Origin of the sequence: Haloterrigena sp. KLK7 (genome assembly GCF_037914945.1) — an archaeon.
GTDB lineage: Archaea > Halobacteriota > Halobacteria > Halobacteriales > Natrialbaceae > Haloterrigena > Haloterrigena salinisoli.
This window is the reverse complement of the sequence record NZ_CP149787.1, coordinates 3,822,361-3,838,124: the sequence shown is the minus strand read 5'-3', so window position 1 is coordinate 3,838,124 and position 15,764 is coordinate 3,822,361. Positions and strand designations below refer to the sequence as shown.

Here is a 15,764-nt window from a genome sequence, read left to right as displayed (position 1 = left end):
GAACGTCGCTCATTTTTCGAAACAGAAAATATTATCAGCCTGTATTCGAAACGGGAGGACGATGAGTGCTTCAGAATCGCTTCGACAGGAGCCCGAGGAGCGGGGAACGTGGGACGACGTCAGAGAGCTTCCGCCGAGCGCCAAACTCGTCGCGAAGGTCCTCGAGTACAACGACACGATGACCCAACAGCAGATCGCCGACGAGACGCTGCTGCCCTCCCGAACCGTGCGGTACGCCCTGAACCGCCTCGAGGAGGAGAACGTCATCGACTCCCGGTTCTCGTTTTCCGACGCCCGCAAGCGACTATACAGCCTCGAGATCGAATCCTAAGTCGGAATCGGATCTCCTTACTGCTCGACTGATCGGCGCGTCGCGGTTCGGTGCTTCGCTTTCGATTCCTGCGTCTCCGCTGGCGACGAGCGTGTCGGCCGACGTCTGACAGCCCTGCGTGTTCGTCCGGGCTGGAACGGTTACGTTCGGAGTAGCTATCTGCAGTGGCACACGCCCACGATGCAGAAGTGAGTGGGTCGAAGTGAACGGGAGTAGCTTCGGTGAAACGTAGCGTCCTGCTGATCCTGGCAACCGGGGATCGCCACGCCCTCCCCAACCGATTCGTTCGGTCGCCTTGCTCCCTCACTCATCCCTCGCACGGTGTTATCGTCCGCCCTCACTCCCGTTCGGTCGGACGAAAGCGCGCGCCACCGCGCCGCTGAACTACTCCGTCCCCGGTGAATCACACACCTCCCTCCTCCTCTGTCTCCCCGGGCGAACTGTCGGCTTCACTTTCAGTTCGGTCGCGGAACCCCTTTAGGGAGGGCCTGCCAACGACTGTGCAATGACGCGGGTTATCCATACGGGCGATACCCACATCGGGTATCAGCAATACAACTCCCCCCAGCGACGCGAGGACTTCCTCGAGGCCTTCCGCTCGGTCGTCGAGGACGCGGTCGCCGACGACGTCGACGCCGTGGTCCACGCCGGGGACCTCTTTCACGACCGCCGTCCCGGACTGGTCGATCTGCAGGGCACCGTTGAAATTCTCAGAACGCTCGCCGACGCCGACATCCCCTTTCTCGCCGTCGTCGGCAACCACGAGTCGAAGCGCGACGCCCAGTGGCTCGATCTCTTCGCGGATCTCGGACTGGCGACGCGACTCGGCGCCGACCCCGTGGTCGTCGACGACGTCGCCCTCTACGGCCTCGATTTCGTGCCCCGATCGCGCCGCGACGACCTCGAGTACGCGTTCGAACCGGTTCCCGACGACGCCGAGCACGCGACGCTCGTGACCCACGGCCTCTTCGAGCCCTTCGCCCACGCCGACTGGGACACCGAGGAAGTGCTCGAGGCGTCCACGGTCGACTTCGACGCTGTACTGCTCGGGGACAACCACAAACCCGATACCGCGGAGGTGCTGGACACCTGGGTCACCTACTGCGGGTCGACCGAGCGCGCGAGCGCCAGCGAACGCGAGGATCGCGGCTACAACCTGGTGGACTTCCCCGACGGCGAGGACGGGAGCGTCGCGATCAGCCGCCGCGGCCTCACCGACACCCGCGAGTTCGTCTTCGTCGACGTCGACCTCGAGGCCGGCGAGGGCGTCGACCGCGTTCAGGAGCGAGTCCGCCAGCACGACCTCGAGGACGCGGTCGTCATCGTCACCGTCGAGGGCGAGGGGAAACCGATCACCCCCGCGACGGTCGAGGAGGCCGCCATTGACCGCGGCGCGCTGGTCGCTCGAGTGAACGACCGCCGCGAACTCCCCGACGAGGACGAGGAGGTCTCGGTCAGCTTCGCCGACCCCGACGCCGCCGTCCGCGAGCGAGTGCGCGAACTCGGACTCAGCGACGCCGCCCGGAGCATCGACGAGACCGTCCGCGACGACGATCTGGTCGACTCGAACGTCCGCGAGACCGTCGAGCGCCGCGTCCGCGACTTACTCGAGGACGACGAATCGGCGTTCGATCCCGCGCCCGAACGCGCCCCCGAGGACGAGGACGTGACGACCGTCGCGGACGAACTGGCCGGCGACGATGCGGACGGAGATTCCTCGGCGGCCGCCGATGCCGAATCGGTGGCCACGAACGGCGGCGAAACCGAGGCCGCGAACGGCGGTGCCACAGCGACGGCCGACGACGAACCCGACGCCGCCGACGCCGAATCCGCGCCCGCGGAGGAGGACTCGAGCGAGGAACCGACGGACGACCCGGCCGACGCCGACACCGCCTCGCTGGGTGATTTCGCGTGAGGGTCGACCGCGTCCGCCTGCTGAACTTCAAGTGCTACGGCGAGGCCGACCTCGGCTTAGATCGGGGCGTCACCGTCGTCCACGGCGTCAACGGCAGCGGGAAGTCGACGCTGCTCGAGGCGGTCTTCTTCGCGCTCTACGGCTCGAAGGCCCTCGACGATCGCACCTTAGACGACGTGATCACGACCGGCGAGGAGGAGGCCGAAGTCGAACTCTGGTTCACCCACGACGGTCGCGAGTACCACGTCGAACGGCGACTCAAACTCCGCGGCGATCGGGCGACCACGACGAAGTGCGTCCTCGAGACGCCCACCGAGACGTTCGAGGGAGCCCGCGACGTCCGCCGCGAGGTGACCGAACTCCTGCGGATGGACGCCGAGGCGTTCGTCAACTGCGCGTACGTCCGTCAGGGCGAGGTCAACAAGCTCATTCACGCCTCGCCGAGCGACCGCCAGGACATGATCGACGACCTCCTCCAGCTGGGCGCGCTCGAGGAGTACCGCGAGCGGGCCAGCGACGCCCGACTGGGCGTCAAGACGGTGCTCGACGGCCAGCGGGAAGTCCTCGAGGATCTCCACAAACAGGTCGAGGGGAAGGAAGCGAAGGACCTCCACGAGCGGCTCAACGGGCTCGAGTCGCGCCGGGCCGACGTCGACGAGGAGATCGACCACTACGAGACCCAGCGCGAGCAGGCCAGAGAAACCCTCGAAACGGCCGCGGACGTCCTCGAGCGCCACGAGGAGACCCGCGAGGAGATCGAACGGCTCGACGAGGAGATCGACGACCTGCGATCGAAGATTTCCGAGACCGAACGCAAGCGCGAGGACGCGAAGGACGAGATTCGGGACCTCGAGTCCCGACGGGAGACCCTCGCCGACGAACGCGATGAGTTGCTGACCGAGGTCGACCTCGAGGGTGCCGAGAACGGAGCCGACGACGGCGCGGTCGAAGAGCGCATCGCGGAGCTCGAGGCCCGCGACGAGGAGCTCCGGGACGAACTCGAGGACGTCCGCGTCGCGATCACGGAGACCAACGGCGAGATCGAGCGACTCCGCGAGGAGGCCGACGACCTCGAGGAGCAGGCCGAGCGGGCCCGCGCGGACGCCGACGACCTCGAGTCGAAACTCGAGGCCGACGAGTCGGCCATCGAGGACCGCGAGGCGAAGCTGGAGGAACTCGACGAACAGATCGAATCCGCGCGCGAGGCGTTCGCGGACGCGCCGGTCGACTTCGGCGACGCGGCCGCCCACCTCGAGACCCTCGAGAGCGAGCGCGACGAGCTGAGCGACGAGATCGGCGACGTCACCGCCGACATCAGGACCGTCGAGAACGCCATCGAGGAAGGGGAACGACTGCTCGAGGAGGGGAAGTGCCCGGAGTGTGGCCAGCCGGTCGAGGACTCGCCGCACGTCGACGTCCTCGAGGAGAAACGGGAGGAACGCGACGAACTCGAGGACCGCCGCGCGGACCTCGAGGACGAGCGCGACGACCTCGACGACCGGATCGAACGCGCCGAGGCTCTCCGCGAGGCCGAGCGCCGCGTCGACCGCCTCGAGGAGAACCGCGAGAACATCGAGCAGCTGCTCGCGGAGAAGCGCGAGACCCTCGAAGAGCGGCGGGAGCAGCGCGATCGGCTCCGCGAGGAGGCCGCGGAGTACGAGGACGAGGCCGCCGACAAACGCGAGGAAGCCGACGCGCTCGAGGAGGAGGTGGCCGGGCACCGCGGCGAACTCGGCGAGATCAATACCGAACGCGGCGAGATCAAGGAGACGCTCGAGTCGCTGCGCCGCATCGCCGAGATCGACGAGGAACGGGCGGAGCTCGCCGCCGAGATCGAGAACCGCCGCGAACGCCGCCGCGACTGGGAGACGATGAACGACGAGCGCCGCGAGACGCTCTCGAGCAAACGCGAGCGCAAGCGCGACCTCGAGTCTGAGTTCGACGAGGACCGCATCGAGACCGCCCGGAACGACAAGCAAAACGCCGCGGAGTACATCGAGAAGGTCGACGACAAACTCGCGGAACTCGAGGAGCGACGCACCGAACTCCAGAACGCCATCGGCGCCGCCGAACGGGAACTCGAGGAGCTCGAGGAGCTCCGGGACCGACTCGAGGCCGTCGAGGAGCGCTGCGAGCGCCTCGAGTCGCTGTACGACGAGGCCGAGACGCTGCAGGCGACCTACGCGGACCTGCGGGCGGAACTGCGCCAGCGCAACGTCGAGACCCTCGAACGGCTGCTCAACGAGACGTTCGATCTCGTCTACCAGAACGACTCCTACGCGGGGATCGACCTCGACGGCGAGTACCGGCTGACGGTCTACCAGAAGGACGGCGAGGCCTTGGAGCCCGAACAGCTTTCCGGCGGCGAGCGCGCGCTGTTCAATCTCAGCCTGCGGTGTGCGATCTACCGGCTGCTCGCCGAGGGCGTCGAGGGCTCGGCGCCGATGCCGCCGCTGATCTTAGACGAGCCGACGGTCTTCCTCGACTCGGGCCACGTCACCCAGCTCGTCTCGCTGGTCGAGTCCATGCGGGATCTGGGCGTCGAACAGATCGTGGTCGTCAGCCACGACGAGGAACTCGTCGGCGCCGCGGACTCGCTGGTCCGCGTCGAGAAGGACGCCACGTCCAATCGCTCGCGGCTCGAGCGCGGCGAGCCACCGGAAGTCGAACTGCTCGCGTCGGACTGAGGCCCGCTGACTCGATCGATCCGCGGTCAGTTGGTCGATTGGGGAGTCGCGATACGGATCGAATCCGACCCTCGACAGCGGAACCGACCGCGGTCGTGACGATCGGATCGAACTCGAGGCCAGCGGTGATGGAATCGAAGCCGGGCCGCGGCCGCGGCGCTCGAGGCGGAGACGGTCTCCCAAAACGAACTGTGCTCCCTCCCTAGGACGCGCTATCGGGAGCCTCGCTCGAGGGAGTGCCGGATGGCTCGACCGCGTCGGAGTCGCCGTCGATCGCGTCGATCGCCTCGAGCGCGCGTCGGCACTCGTCGGTGATTCGATAGCCGCGCTCGCCGGCGACCTCGGTCTCGTCGAGTAGTCCCGCGGTCGTCAGGACCGTCAGCCGACCGTGGAGGTCGCTCTCGCAGAATGCGTCGGCGTCGAGGATCGCTCTGACCCCCAGTGGCCCCCGCTCGGCGAGTTCGATCAAGAGCCCGAGGGTCGCCTCGTCGGAGACGGTCGTCAGCAGCGTCCGCACCGGCCCGGAGACGGTCCGGGCGGCCGTCTCGAGGGGCGACTCGTCGACGTCCTCGAGGCGGTCGTTCTGGACGTAACACTCGTTGCCGTTCCGCGGATCACGCACCAGACTCGCGTGTTCGGATCGCTTGAGAAGCAGGTATCGCTTGCCGGTGTCGTCTTGGACGGATTTCATGATCGGTCAGGATCGTCCGGTGACTGGTGTTGCGAGAGCCCGCCTGAAGTAGTTTCGGCTATGCGCACGGATGACAATGGAGCGTTACGTATCGTCGGTCGGCTCGTCAGGAGTCGTGACGCCCCTCTCGCTCGAGGCCTCGGGGGTCGACTCGTCATCGGTCGCGTCGCTGGTCCGCTGGTAGTTCCGATACCGCCGAACGGCGAAGGCGGTACAGACGAGGCCGATGACGAGGAACCCACCGCTGGTTCTCGTCGCGCCCTCGAATATGAGAAACAACACGCCGAGCGCGTACGCGAGCAGCGCCACGTTGATGATGAGGACCAGCGCCCAGAAGGTTCTGAGTAACTCCGGTGGAACGTCGACCTCCTCGGTCGAGTTCGTCGGTTCGGTCGTCTCCTCGTCCTCGAGTTCGTCGCGGAGGTCCGACCAGAGCCCCCCGCCCGCGTCCTCGCTCGACACCTGCGGAATCGTGAGGGAATCGCTCTCGGGATCGTGAAACTCCGCCTCCGGGTCGTACTCGTCGGGCCCGAGTTCGGGTTCGGCGTCAGCGTCGGATTCGGGGTCGTTGTCGGTCCGGTCGGCTCCCACACGTCGACGGTAGAGCAGCCAGCAAAAAAGCGTTCGCGTTCGGAGCGATCGGGGCGATCGGCGCGGGCGGCGCAGTCGGCGAACGGAGACCGTCAGGCCAGTTCCGACAGCGTGAGGGTTCGGGAAGTCTCCACCCACGCGAGCGGGTTCTCGGCGTCGTAGAAGACGACACCGTCGTCCGTCTCGTAGGACTCGATCGTCGCGGTGCCCTCGGGCTGGCTACGCGGCTCGCTTCGATCCGTCGTGTCGTCGGCGTTGGTGGACACTTCGATCACCTGACCTCATGGTATGTGTTACCACATTATATGTCTTGTTGCTCTTGCAAAACTCCGAGACGGGCTCGGGACGGCGGCGGTCGGTCGAAGTGTGGGGGTTTTTATTCGGCGGCTGCCAATCCGGATACCATGACTGAGGCGGGCCAATCCGGACTCGCGGACTTCGGCGGCGAGTCCGACGACGCGGACGCGCGGCCGGAGGAAGAGGCGGTTGCCGTCGCCGGCAACGGCGGCTCGAGCGCCGCCGAGGTAATCGACGTGATCGAGGAGACCCTGCCCGAACCGCAGGGCGAACTCGAGCTCGCGGTGATGCAGGTCGACTACACCATCGCGGGCTACGGCGACGAGGAGCGGCCGATCATGCACGTCTTCGGCCGCACGGCCGACGGCGAGTTAGAACACGTCCAGGTCGTCGGCTTCCGGCCGTACTTCTACGCACCGACGGACAGCCTCGAGCGAGCGCCCGAGGAGCAGTACGACCGGCTGACTGGTAGCCGAGAGTACGACGAGGACGGGGAGCCCTACGAGAGCATCCGCGGCGAGAAACTGACCAAGATCTTCGGCCAGACGCCCCGAGACGTCGGTCAGGTCCGCGACGACTTCGACCACTTCGAGGCCGACATCCTCTTCCCGAACCGGTTTCTGATCGACAAGGACGTTCGCAGCGGCATCCGCGTCCCGGAGCGACGCGCCGAGGACGACTCGCTGGTCGTCCCCCACGACGAGGTCGAGGCCGTCGACGTCGACGCCGAACCGCGCGTGAACACGTTCGACATCGAGGTCGACGACCGCTCGGGGTTCCCCGAGGACGGCGAGGAGCCGATCGTCTGTCTCACCAGCCACGACTCCTACCGCGACGAGTACATCATGTGGCTCTACGAGGCCCCGATCGGCGACGGTCCGATCCCCGACGAGATCGAGGAGTACGATCCGATCGAGGGCGAGATCGACCACGAGGTCCGGGCGTTCGAGGACGAGGAAGCGATGCTCGAGGCCTTCATCGAGTACGTCGAGGAGACCGATCCCGACGTCCTCACGGGCTGGAACTTCGAGGACTTCGACGCGCCCTACTTCCTCGACCGCCTCGAGGAACTCGAGGGGCCCCACCACGAGTACGACCTCTCGATCGATCGCCTCTCGCGGGTCGACGAGGTCTGGCGCAGCAACTGGGGCGGTCCGGACATCAAGGGCCGAGTCGTCTTCGACCTGCTGTACGGCTACCAGCGGATGGTCTTCTCCGAGTTGGATTCCTACCGACTCGACGCGGTCGGCGAGGCCGAACTGGGCGTCGGCAAGGAGCGCTACGCCGGCGACATCGGCGACCTCTGGGAGGACGATCCCACGAAACTGCTCGAGTACAACCTCCGGGACGTCGAACTCTGCGTGGAACTCGACCGCCAGCAGGAGATCATCCCGTTCTGGGACGAGGTGCGCTCCTTCGTGGGGTGTAAACTCGAGGACGCCCCCACGCCCGGCGACGCGGTCGACATGTACGTCCTCCACGAGGCCTACGGCCGGTTCGCGCTGCCCTCGAAGGGCCAGCAGGAGGCCGGCGAGGAGTACGAGGGCGGGGCCGTCTTCGAACCGATCACGGGCGTTAAGGAGAACGTCACCGTGCTCGACCTGAAGTCGCTGTACCCGATGTGCATGACGACGATCAACGCGTCGCCGGAGACGAAGGTCGATCCCGACGAGTACGACGGGGAGACCTACGTCGCGCCGATCGGCGACGACGAGATTCACTTCCGGAAGGAACCGGACGGCGTCATGCGCGAGATGATCACGGAACTGCTCGCCGAGCGCGAGGAGAAGAAGGAGCTGCGAAACGAGCACGAGCCCGGGAGCCTCGAGTACGAGCAGTACGACCGCCAGCAGGGCGCGGTGAAGGTCATCATGAACTCGCTGTACGGCGTCTCCGGCTGGGAGCAGTTCCGGCTGTACGACAAGGAGGCCGCCTCGGCGATCACCGCGACCGGACGCGAAGTGATCGAGTTCACCGAGACCGCCGCGAAGGAACTGGATTACCAGGTCACGTACGGCGACACCGACAGCGTGATGCTCGAGCTCGGCCCCGACGTCTCGAAGGACGAGGCGATCGAGCAATCCTTCGAGATCGAGGAGCACATCAACGGCCGCTACGACGACTTCGCGCGCGAGGACCTGAACGCGGAGGCCCACCGCTTCCAGATCGAGTTCGAGAAGCTCTACCGGCGGTTCTTCCAGGCGGGCAAGAAGAAACGCTACGCCGGCCACATCGTCTGGAAGGAGGGCAAGGACGTCAACGACATCGACATCGTCGGCTTCGAGTACCAGCGCTCGGACATCGCCCCGATCACCAAGGAGGTCCAGCACCGGGTCATCGAGATGATCGTCCGCGAGGGCGACGTCGAGGGCGCCAAGGAGTACGTCAACGGGATCATCGAGGACGTCCGCACGGGCGACATCTCCCTCGAGGAGATCGCCATCCCGGGCGGGATCGGCAAGCGACTCGACAACTACGACACCGACACGGCGCAGGTCCGCGGCGCGAAGTACGCGAACCTACTGCTGGGGACCAACTTCCAGCGCGGGAGCAAGCCCAAGCGACTCTACCTCGATCGGGTCGATCCGTCGTTCTTCGCACGCCTCGAGGACGAGGGCGAGTTCGACGCCCGGACTGATCCCCTCTACGGCGCGTTCAAGCGCGATCCCGACGTGATCTGCTTCGAGTACGAGGACCAGATCCCGCCGGAGTTCGAGGTCGACTACGACAAGATGCTCGAGAAGACGCTGAAAGGGCCGATTTCGCGGATCCTCGAGGCGCTGGACGTCTCGTGGGACGAAGTGAAAAGCGGGCAAGAGCAGAAGGGCTTAGACAGCTTCATGTAGCCTTTGGGACATTCTAGCCCCGTTATTTCGTTCAACTCCCGATAGTCGACCGGTTGTCACTCGCTATCGAGGGACTCACTGGACCACAACACGAGTTTCTCTTTCAGAAAATTATTTTGCTAATGTGGGACAGTATCCAAATGGATACGAAACCGTTATCAGTCATACGACCCACTCTTCAGGTGAGCGAATACTATGGCACGTCTCGAACTATCCAACTTGCACGCGGAAGTGGCGGAGGGCGACGAGAAAATTCTCGAGGGCGTCGATCTCGAGGTCGAGTCGGGCGAGATCCACGCCCTGATGGGGCCCAACGGCTCCGGGAAGTCGACGACCGCGAAGGTCATCGCCGGCCACCCGGCCTACGAGGTCACCGAGGGCGAGGTCCTGCTCCACCTCGAGGACGAGGAGTTCGGTGAGGACATCGAGATCGACGAGGACCAGCGCACCTGGGACCTGCTCGACCTCGAACCCAACGAGCGCGCCGCGCTCGGTATCTTCCTCGGCTTCCAGTATCCCGCCGAGATCGAGGGCGTCACGATGACGAACTTCCTCCGCACGGCGCTGAACGCCAAGATCGAGGAGCGCGAGGAGCTCTTCGAGGAAGAGGAAGGCGAAGACGAGGAAGAGGAGGACGAAGGCTTCGAGTCCTCGCCGATGGAAGGCCCCGCGGACGAGGGCGAGGTCGGCGTCGCCGAGTTCCAGCAGATCCTCCAGGAGAAGATGGAGCAACTGGAGATGGACGAGAAGTTCGCCCAGCGCTACCTCAACGCCGGCTTCTCCGGCGGCGAGAAGAAGCAGAACGAAGTGCTGCAGGCCGCCATCCTCGAGCCCTCGATCGCCGTCCTCGACGAGATCGACTCCGGGCTCGACATCGACCGCCTGCAGGACGTGTCGAACGGGATCAACGCGCTGCGCGACGAGCAGGGCACCGGTATCCTCCAGATCACCCACTACCAGCGCATCCTCGACTACGTCGAGCCCGATCACGTCCACGTGATGCTCGACGGCCAGATCGCCAAGAGCGGCGGTCCGGAGCTCGCCGAGAAGCTCGAGGACAAGGGGTACGACTGGGTTCGCGAAGACGTCTACGGCACCGCGTAACCGGATTCGACTAGAACAACCGTAATAACGCTACAGCCGTAACCATAAATCACATCAACCAATGAGTTCCGATCAAGACCACCTAAAAGAGACAGACACCGAGGCCCGGTTCGAGTTCAAGAAAGAGGAGAACGCCGCGGTCAAATCCGACAAGGGCCTGACCGAGGAGGTCATCCGCATGATCTCCGAGGACAAGGACGAGCCCGACTGGATGCTCGAGCGCCGTCTGCGCGCACTCGAGCAGTACCAGAACATGCCGATGCCGTCGGGCTGGCCCGGCATGCCGGACCTCTCCGAACTGGACGTCGAGGAGATCATCCCCTACATCCGCCCGGACGTCGACAAGCGCGAAGGCGTCGACGACTGGACGGAGCTGCCCGACGACATCAAGGACACGTTCGATAAGCTGGGCATCCCGGAAGCCGAGAAGAACGCCCTCTCGGGCGTCGGTGCCCAGTACGAGTCCGAGGTCGTCTACCAGAACATGCAAGAGCAGTGGGAAGAGAAGGGGGTCATCTTCTGCAACATGGACAAGGCCGTCCAGGACCACCCCGAGCTCGTCAAAGAGCACTTCATGACGACCTGCGTGCCGCCGAGCGACAACAAGTTCGCTGCGCTGCACGGGGCCGTCTGGTCCGGCGGCTCGTTCGTCTACGTCCCCGAGGACGTCACCGTCGAGATGCCCGTCCAGGCGTACTTCCGCATGAACTCGGAGGGGATGGGCCAGTTCGAGCACACGCTCATCATCGCCGAGGAAGGGTCGGAGGTCCACTACATCGAGGGCTGTTCCGCGCCCAAGTACGGCACCCACAACCTCCACTCGGGCGGCGTCGAGGTCTTCGTCGGTGAAGACGCTCACGTCCAGTACTCGACCGTTCAGAACTGGTCGAAGAACACGTTCAACCTGAACACCAAGCGCGCCATCTGCGAGGCCGGCGGTACGATGGAGTGGGTCTCGGGCAGCATGGGTTCGAAAGCGACCATGCTCTACCCGTGTACGATCCTCAAGGGTCGCGGCGCGACCGACACCCACATCACCATCGCCTTCGCGGGCGAGGGCCAGGACATCGACACCGGCGCGAAGGTCTACCACAACGCGCCCGACACGAGTTCGACCATCGAGTCCAAGTCGATCTCCAAGGACGGCGGCCGCACCAACTACCGCGGCCTCGTCCACATCGCCGACGGCGCCGAGAACTCGAGCACCGCAGTCGAGTGTGACGCGCTGATGTTCGACAACGAGTCGACGTCGGACACCATGCCGTACATGGAGATCGAGGAGTCGAAGGTCGACGTCGCCCACGAGGCGACCGTCGGCAAGATCGGCGACGAGGACATCTTCTACCTCCAGAGCCGCGGTCTGGACGACGACGACGCCAAGAAGATGATCGTCGCCGGCTTCATCGAGCCGATCACGGAGGAACTGCCGATCGAGTACGCGGTCGAACTCAACCGTCTCATCGAACTCGAGATGGAGGGGAGCCTCGGATAATATGAGCGCAGGAACACAGGTACACGCCAATCTGACCGAAGAACAGGTACGCGAAATCAGCGGCGACCTCGACGAGCCCGACTGGCTCCTCGAGACCCGTCTCGAGGCCCTCGAGGCCCTCGAGGAGCTCGACATGCCCGACGTCATCAAGACGCCGGGACGCGAGTGGACGAACCTCCACGAGCTGGACTTCGAGTCCCTCGTGGACCCGCTGAACGCGGCCGAGAACAAGGATCAGGTCGGCCCCGACGAGGCCGACGTCCTCTCGTGGGCCGACGCGGTCCAGGAACACGAGGAACTCCTGCAGGAGCACTTCGGCAGCATCGTCGATACCCAGGAGAACTACCTGACGGCGCTCTCGACGGCGCTGTTTAGCACCGGGACGGTCATCTACGTCCCCGAGGGCGTCGACGCCGAGGACGTTACCGTCCGGACCGAGCAGAACTCCCGCTCGCTGTTCAACTACACGCTCGTCGTCACCGAGGAGTCGTCCTCGGTCACGATCCTCGAGCGCCAGTCGACCGGCGAGGAGGCCGAGGAGCAGTACTACAGCGGCGTCGTCGAAGTCGCCGCCGGCGAGAACAGCTACGTCCAGTACGGCAGCCTCCAGAACCTCTCGGAGGAGGCCTACAACTTCACCGTCAAGCGCGGCGTCGCCGACACCTACGCCACGATCGACTGGATCGAGGGCAACCTCGGCACGCAGCTGACCAAGACCGAGGTCTCGACGACGCTCAGCGGCGACAGCTCCGAGACCCAGATCGTCGGCGCCTTCTACGGCCACAACGACCAGCACTTCGATCTCGACGCGAAGGTCTGGCACCGCGCCGAGCACACGACCGCCGACCTCGTCACCCGCGGCGTCACCGACGACGTCGCCCGCTCGGTCTACGAGGGCGTCCAGGACGTCGGCGCCGACGCGTGGGACACCAGCTCCTACCAGCGCGAGAACACGCTGATGCTCTCCGACGAGAGCGAGGCCGACGCCTCCCCGAAGCTGATCATCAACAACCACGACACCGAGGCCAGCCACTCGGCGACGGTCGGCCAGATCGATGCGGAGGATCTGTTCTACATGACCTCCCGCGGTGTCGACCCCCGTTCGGCCCGAAACATGCTCGTCGAGGGCTTCTTCGTGCCCGTCCTCGAGGAGATCGACGTCGACGAGCTCCGCGACGATCTCGAGGAACTGATCGGCGCTCGGCTTCGCCAGCGCGACTAACCGCCGGGCGATAGCGCGACGTCTACGTTCTTTTGCCGTTCTCCCGGACCGCGAGCCGCGGCTGCGGCCCGTCGATAGCGTCTGACAACCACTTTTATAGGATGATCGGATATCGAGAGACGATGCAGGCCCTCTCCATCGAACTCGAGGACGAAGTCGTCGACGCGCTCGAGGCCGAGCGGGAACTGTTCGGCTTCGAGAGTCGACAGGCGTACGTCCGGTGGATCGTCGAACACCGCGGCTCGATCGAGGCCGGACGGGGGCAGGGTCCCGACCGCGGTCGGAAACGCGACCGGCTGCTGGCGGAGCACCGCGAGCGCATCGCCCGACTCGAGGAGCAGGTAGCGGCGCTCTCGCAGGCAGTTGAGAACGACCGTTCGGACGACGAGCCGCGGGCGAGCGACGACTCTGCGAGCGCGGCCGGCAACGAGGGCGCCGAACGGGCAGCTATCGAAGACGAGACCGAGGAAGAGGACCGCGACCGACGCCCCGACGGGACGCCGGTGAACCGCGAGCCGGTCCTCGAAGTCCACGGGTCGCCCCGCACGGTCCGGCAGGGTCCCGACGCGACGACTCGAGAGGAGCCAGCGGAGGCCGACGCGACAGTTCGAGAACAGCAACGAGACGGTGACGGTAACGGGGACTCGAGTCCGACTACGGCCGACCCGAACGAGACCGAGTCGGACGGAGCGAAGCCGTCCGGCCTGTCGCCCGAACGCGTCGCGCGCATTCGGGAGGACCCCGTCCACGAGGACGCCGGCGTGCTCGGCTCCGTCGAGACCGAGCGACTCGACGAACTCTCCCGGCGGGCGGTCGCGACCACGCGCAAGCGGCTGAACCGGGACGTCCAGACCGGCCTCGAGTACACGTCCTCGACTCAGCTAGCCGGCGGCGGCGTCCGTCCCGGGGAGGACGTCACCGATCTCGACGAGCTGTCGATTCCGGGTCGGTCGGCCGAAACGATCGAGAAGCGCCGTCACGCCGTCGGACGGGCGCTGGCCTACCTGCGAGACGAGGGGGAGGCGCGTCGCTCCGACTTCGTCGACGCGCTCTACGCGGAGTGTCCGGCGGGATACGACTCGAGCGACGGCTGGTGGCGCTGCGTCAAGGAGGGGCTCAAGCAGGTCGACGCGGTCGACGGCGGCGAGGGAACGCGCGTCTGGTGGTATCGTGGCTGACGACGAGCGGATCGATTATCGGAACCACTCGCTGTTGAGGCGCTCGTCGTCGTCGTCTCGATACCAGCGGACGACGAGGTATCCGAACCCGATACAGACGGTGGTCGCCACTGCGTTTCCGATCATTATCGCAATAGATCACCCAGCGGTCACGTAAACCGACCGTCGCCTTCACGCAGACTGGCGAGCACGTGCCCGTCCGACTGGTCGTCGCCGGTCGGCTGTGAGACCGATACCGAAACGCCCGAGTAGGGACGGTTAAGTATCAGCGGCCCTGACGACGTGGTATGAGTCTGGGACAGCGCGTCTCGAGCGACCACCAGCTGACCCGATTGCTCCAGATCGGAGTCGTGCTGGAGGAGGTCGTCGAGTCACGCGCCGCCCACCACCTCGACTCGCTGCCCCCCGAAGAGCGAGCGGCGATCGACGAGGAGGTGCGGGAGTTGCTCGAGGAGGCCGCCGACGAGTCGGCCGATCACCGCGAGCGACTCGAGGCGCTGATCGACGATCTCGAGGCCGACACCGTCGCGTACGAGGAAATCAACGCGTTGGTCGACGCCCAGTACGGACCGCCCGAGGACACCGACGGCGTCCTCTACGACCAACTGGCGAACGAGGAGACGGCCTACAAGTTCTACGACGACCTGATCGACGCGATCGAGGCCTCCGACGGCGAGTTCGCGATCGATCGCGAGCGCCTCCTCGAGACCCTCTACGAGATCCGCGAGGAGGAGAAAGAGGGCGTCGAAGAGGTGACCGAGATCATGGAGCACAGAGCATGATCGGGACGACGGCAGCGCGGTCTCTCGCCGGTCACGGGGGAGCGCCGTCTCCACGAACCGAGTCCCGGTCGCGGGGACGGCGAGGAATCGACGCGACACCGAGCGACACTGACGGAGGGATGCAATGAACACTGCAGACCAATACCTCAAGGCGATCTATCTGGCTCAACGCATCGAGGACGGCCCCGCATCGACCGGCACGCTCGCGGACTTGCTCGAGGTCAGCCCGGCCAGCGTCAACGAGATGATCGGCAAGCTCGAGGACCGGGGACTCGTCGACCACGAGAAGTACAAGGGGGCGAGTCTGACCGACGAGGGACTCGGGCGCGCCCACGACGCCCTCCAGACCTACTGTATCATCGAGCGCTTCCTCGCGAACGTCCTCGAGGTCGAGGAGTATCAGGACGAGGCCCGCGCCTTAGAGAGCGTCATCGACGACACCGTCGCGGAACGCCTCGATACGATTATCGACCGGCCCGGCGAGTGTCCAGACTGTTTCGACGCCGAACGGGACGCCTGCGAGCGACTCGAGGTCGGCGACGGCTGTGCGGACTGAGGCGACTCAGCGTTCGTATTCTCGGTGATAGCAGTTACTCGGTGTGAACGCAACACACAGTGGAATGTATGG

Annotated in this window: 13 protein-coding genes; 10 read left to right on the top strand and 3 right to left on the bottom strand. The window is 65.6% G+C overall.

All coding sequences use genetic code 11. From position 1 onward, the window contains the following. Positions 1–61 precede the first annotated feature (61 nt). The 3 genes from WD430_RS18975 to rad50 all read left to right on the top strand — a co-directional run bounded on the left by WD430_RS18975 (position 62) and on the right by rad50 (position 4,933). A complete protein-coding gene (locus tag WD430_RS18975) occupies positions 62–331 on the top strand; it encodes a helix-turn-helix domain-containing protein (protein ID WP_008896746.1) in 270 nt (89 codons plus the stop codon). Between the two features lie 505 nt (positions 332–836). Then, positions 837–2,246, top strand: a complete 1,410-nt coding sequence (mre11, locus tag WD430_RS18970; protein ID WP_339103983.1) for a DNA double-strand break repair protein Mre11 — start codon at positions 837–839, stop codon at positions 2,244–2,246. Further along, positions 2,243–4,933, top strand: a complete 2,691-nt coding sequence (gene rad50 / locus WD430_RS18965) for a DNA double-strand break repair ATPase Rad50 (RefSeq protein ID WP_339103982.1) — start codon at positions 2,243–2,245, stop codon at positions 4,931–4,933. The genes mre11 and rad50 overlap by 4 nt, the downstream gene beginning before the upstream one ends. Before the next feature lie 202 nt (positions 4,934–5,135). Here rad50 and WD430_RS18960 read toward each other — a convergent pair whose 3' ends face one another. The 3 genes from WD430_RS18960 to WD430_RS18950 form a co-directional block, all read right to left on the bottom strand. Then, on the bottom strand, positions 5,136–5,624 hold the full coding sequence (locus tag WD430_RS18960; protein WP_339103981.1) for a hypothetical protein: 489 nt from the start codon (positions 5,622–5,624) through the stop codon (positions 5,136–5,138). Positions 5,625–5,708: 84 nt separating this feature from the next. Beyond that, positions 5,709–6,215: a hypothetical protein gene (locus WD430_RS18955; protein WP_339103980.1), complete on the bottom strand. Its 507-nt coding sequence runs from the start codon at positions 6,213–6,215 to the stop codon at positions 5,709–5,711. A 92-nt stretch (positions 6,216–6,307) separates the two neighbouring features. Continuing rightward, positions 6,308–6,490, bottom strand: a complete 183-nt coding sequence (locus WD430_RS18950) for a hypothetical protein (protein WP_174680335.1) — start codon at positions 6,488–6,490, stop codon at positions 6,308–6,310. A gap of 129 nt (positions 6,491–6,619) precedes the next feature. On the opposite strand from WD430_RS18950, the gene WD430_RS18945 reads away from it, so the two are divergent. From WD430_RS18945 to WD430_RS18915, 7 genes are all read left to right on the top strand, one after another. Further along, positions 6,620–9,358, top strand: a complete 2,739-nt coding sequence (locus WD430_RS18945; RefSeq protein WP_339103979.1) for a DNA-directed DNA polymerase — start codon at positions 6,620–6,622, stop codon at positions 9,356–9,358. Positions 9,359–9,553: 195 nt separating this feature from the next. After that, a complete protein-coding gene (locus WD430_RS18940) occupies positions 9,554–10,462 on the top strand; it encodes an ABC transporter ATP-binding protein (RefSeq protein WP_339103978.1) in 909 nt (302 codons plus the stop codon). Positions 10,463–10,523: 61 nt separating this feature from the next. Then, on the top strand, positions 10,524–11,954 hold the full coding sequence (sufB, locus tag WD430_RS18935) for a Fe-S cluster assembly protein SufB (RefSeq protein ID WP_339103977.1): 1,431 nt from the start codon (positions 10,524–10,526) through the stop codon (positions 11,952–11,954). Position 11,955: 1 nt separating this feature from the next. After that, on the top strand, positions 11,956–13,176 hold the full coding sequence (sufD, locus tag WD430_RS18930) for a Fe-S cluster assembly protein SufD (protein ID WP_339103976.1): 1,221 nt from the start codon (positions 11,956–11,958) through the stop codon (positions 13,174–13,176). A gap of 101 nt (positions 13,177–13,277) precedes the next feature. After that, on the top strand, positions 13,278–14,354 hold the full coding sequence (locus tag WD430_RS18925; protein ID WP_339103975.1) for a hypothetical protein: 1,077 nt from the start codon (positions 13,278–13,280) through the stop codon (positions 14,352–14,354). Positions 14,355–14,641: 287 nt separating this feature from the next. Further along, entirely contained in the window at positions 14,642–15,136 is a 495-nt protein-coding gene (locus WD430_RS18920) for a ferritin-like domain-containing protein (protein WP_174680328.1), read from the top strand. A gap of 124 nt (positions 15,137–15,260) precedes the next feature. After that, positions 15,261–15,692: a metal-dependent transcriptional regulator gene (locus WD430_RS18915; RefSeq protein ID WP_339103974.1), complete on the top strand. Its 432-nt coding sequence runs from the start codon at positions 15,261–15,263 to the stop codon at positions 15,690–15,692. The last annotated feature ends 72 nt before the right edge of the window (positions 15,693–15,764 follow it).

Excerpts from the sequence above, each read along its gene's own strand:
- WD430_RS18940 (WP_339103978.1), top strand. The coding sequence starts at position 9,554 with ATGGCACGTCTCGAACTATCCAACTTGCACGCGGAAGTGGCGGAGGGC.
- WD430_RS18915 (WP_339103974.1), top strand. The coding sequence starts at position 15,261 with ATGAACACTGCAGACCAATACCTCAAGGCGATCTATCTGGCTCAACGC.
- mre11 (WP_339103983.1), top strand. The coding sequence starts at position 837 with ATGACGCGGGTTATCCATACGGGCGATACCCACATCGGGTATCAGCAA.
- WD430_RS18920 (WP_174680328.1), top strand. The coding sequence starts at position 14,642 with ATGAGTCTGGGACAGCGCGTCTCGAGCGACCACCAGCTGACCCGATTG.
- sufB (WP_339103977.1), top strand. The coding sequence starts at position 10,524 with ATGAGTTCCGATCAAGACCACCTAAAAGAGACAGACACCGAGGCCCGG.
- WD430_RS18960 (WP_339103981.1), bottom strand. The coding sequence starts at position 5,624 with ATGAAATCCGTCCAAGACGACACCGGCAAGCGATACCTGCTTCTCAAG.
- WD430_RS18975 (WP_008896746.1), top strand. The coding sequence starts at position 62 with ATGAGTGCTTCAGAATCGCTTCGACAGGAGCCCGAGGAGCGGGGAACG.
- WD430_RS18945 (WP_339103979.1), top strand. The coding sequence starts at position 6,620 with ATGACTGAGGCGGGCCAATCCGGACTCGCGGACTTCGGCGGCGAGTCC.
- sufD (WP_339103976.1), top strand. The coding sequence starts at position 11,956 with ATGAGCGCAGGAACACAGGTACACGCCAATCTGACCGAAGAACAGGTA.
- WD430_RS18925 (WP_339103975.1), top strand. The coding sequence starts at position 13,278 with ATGATCGGATATCGAGAGACGATGCAGGCCCTCTCCATCGAACTCGAG.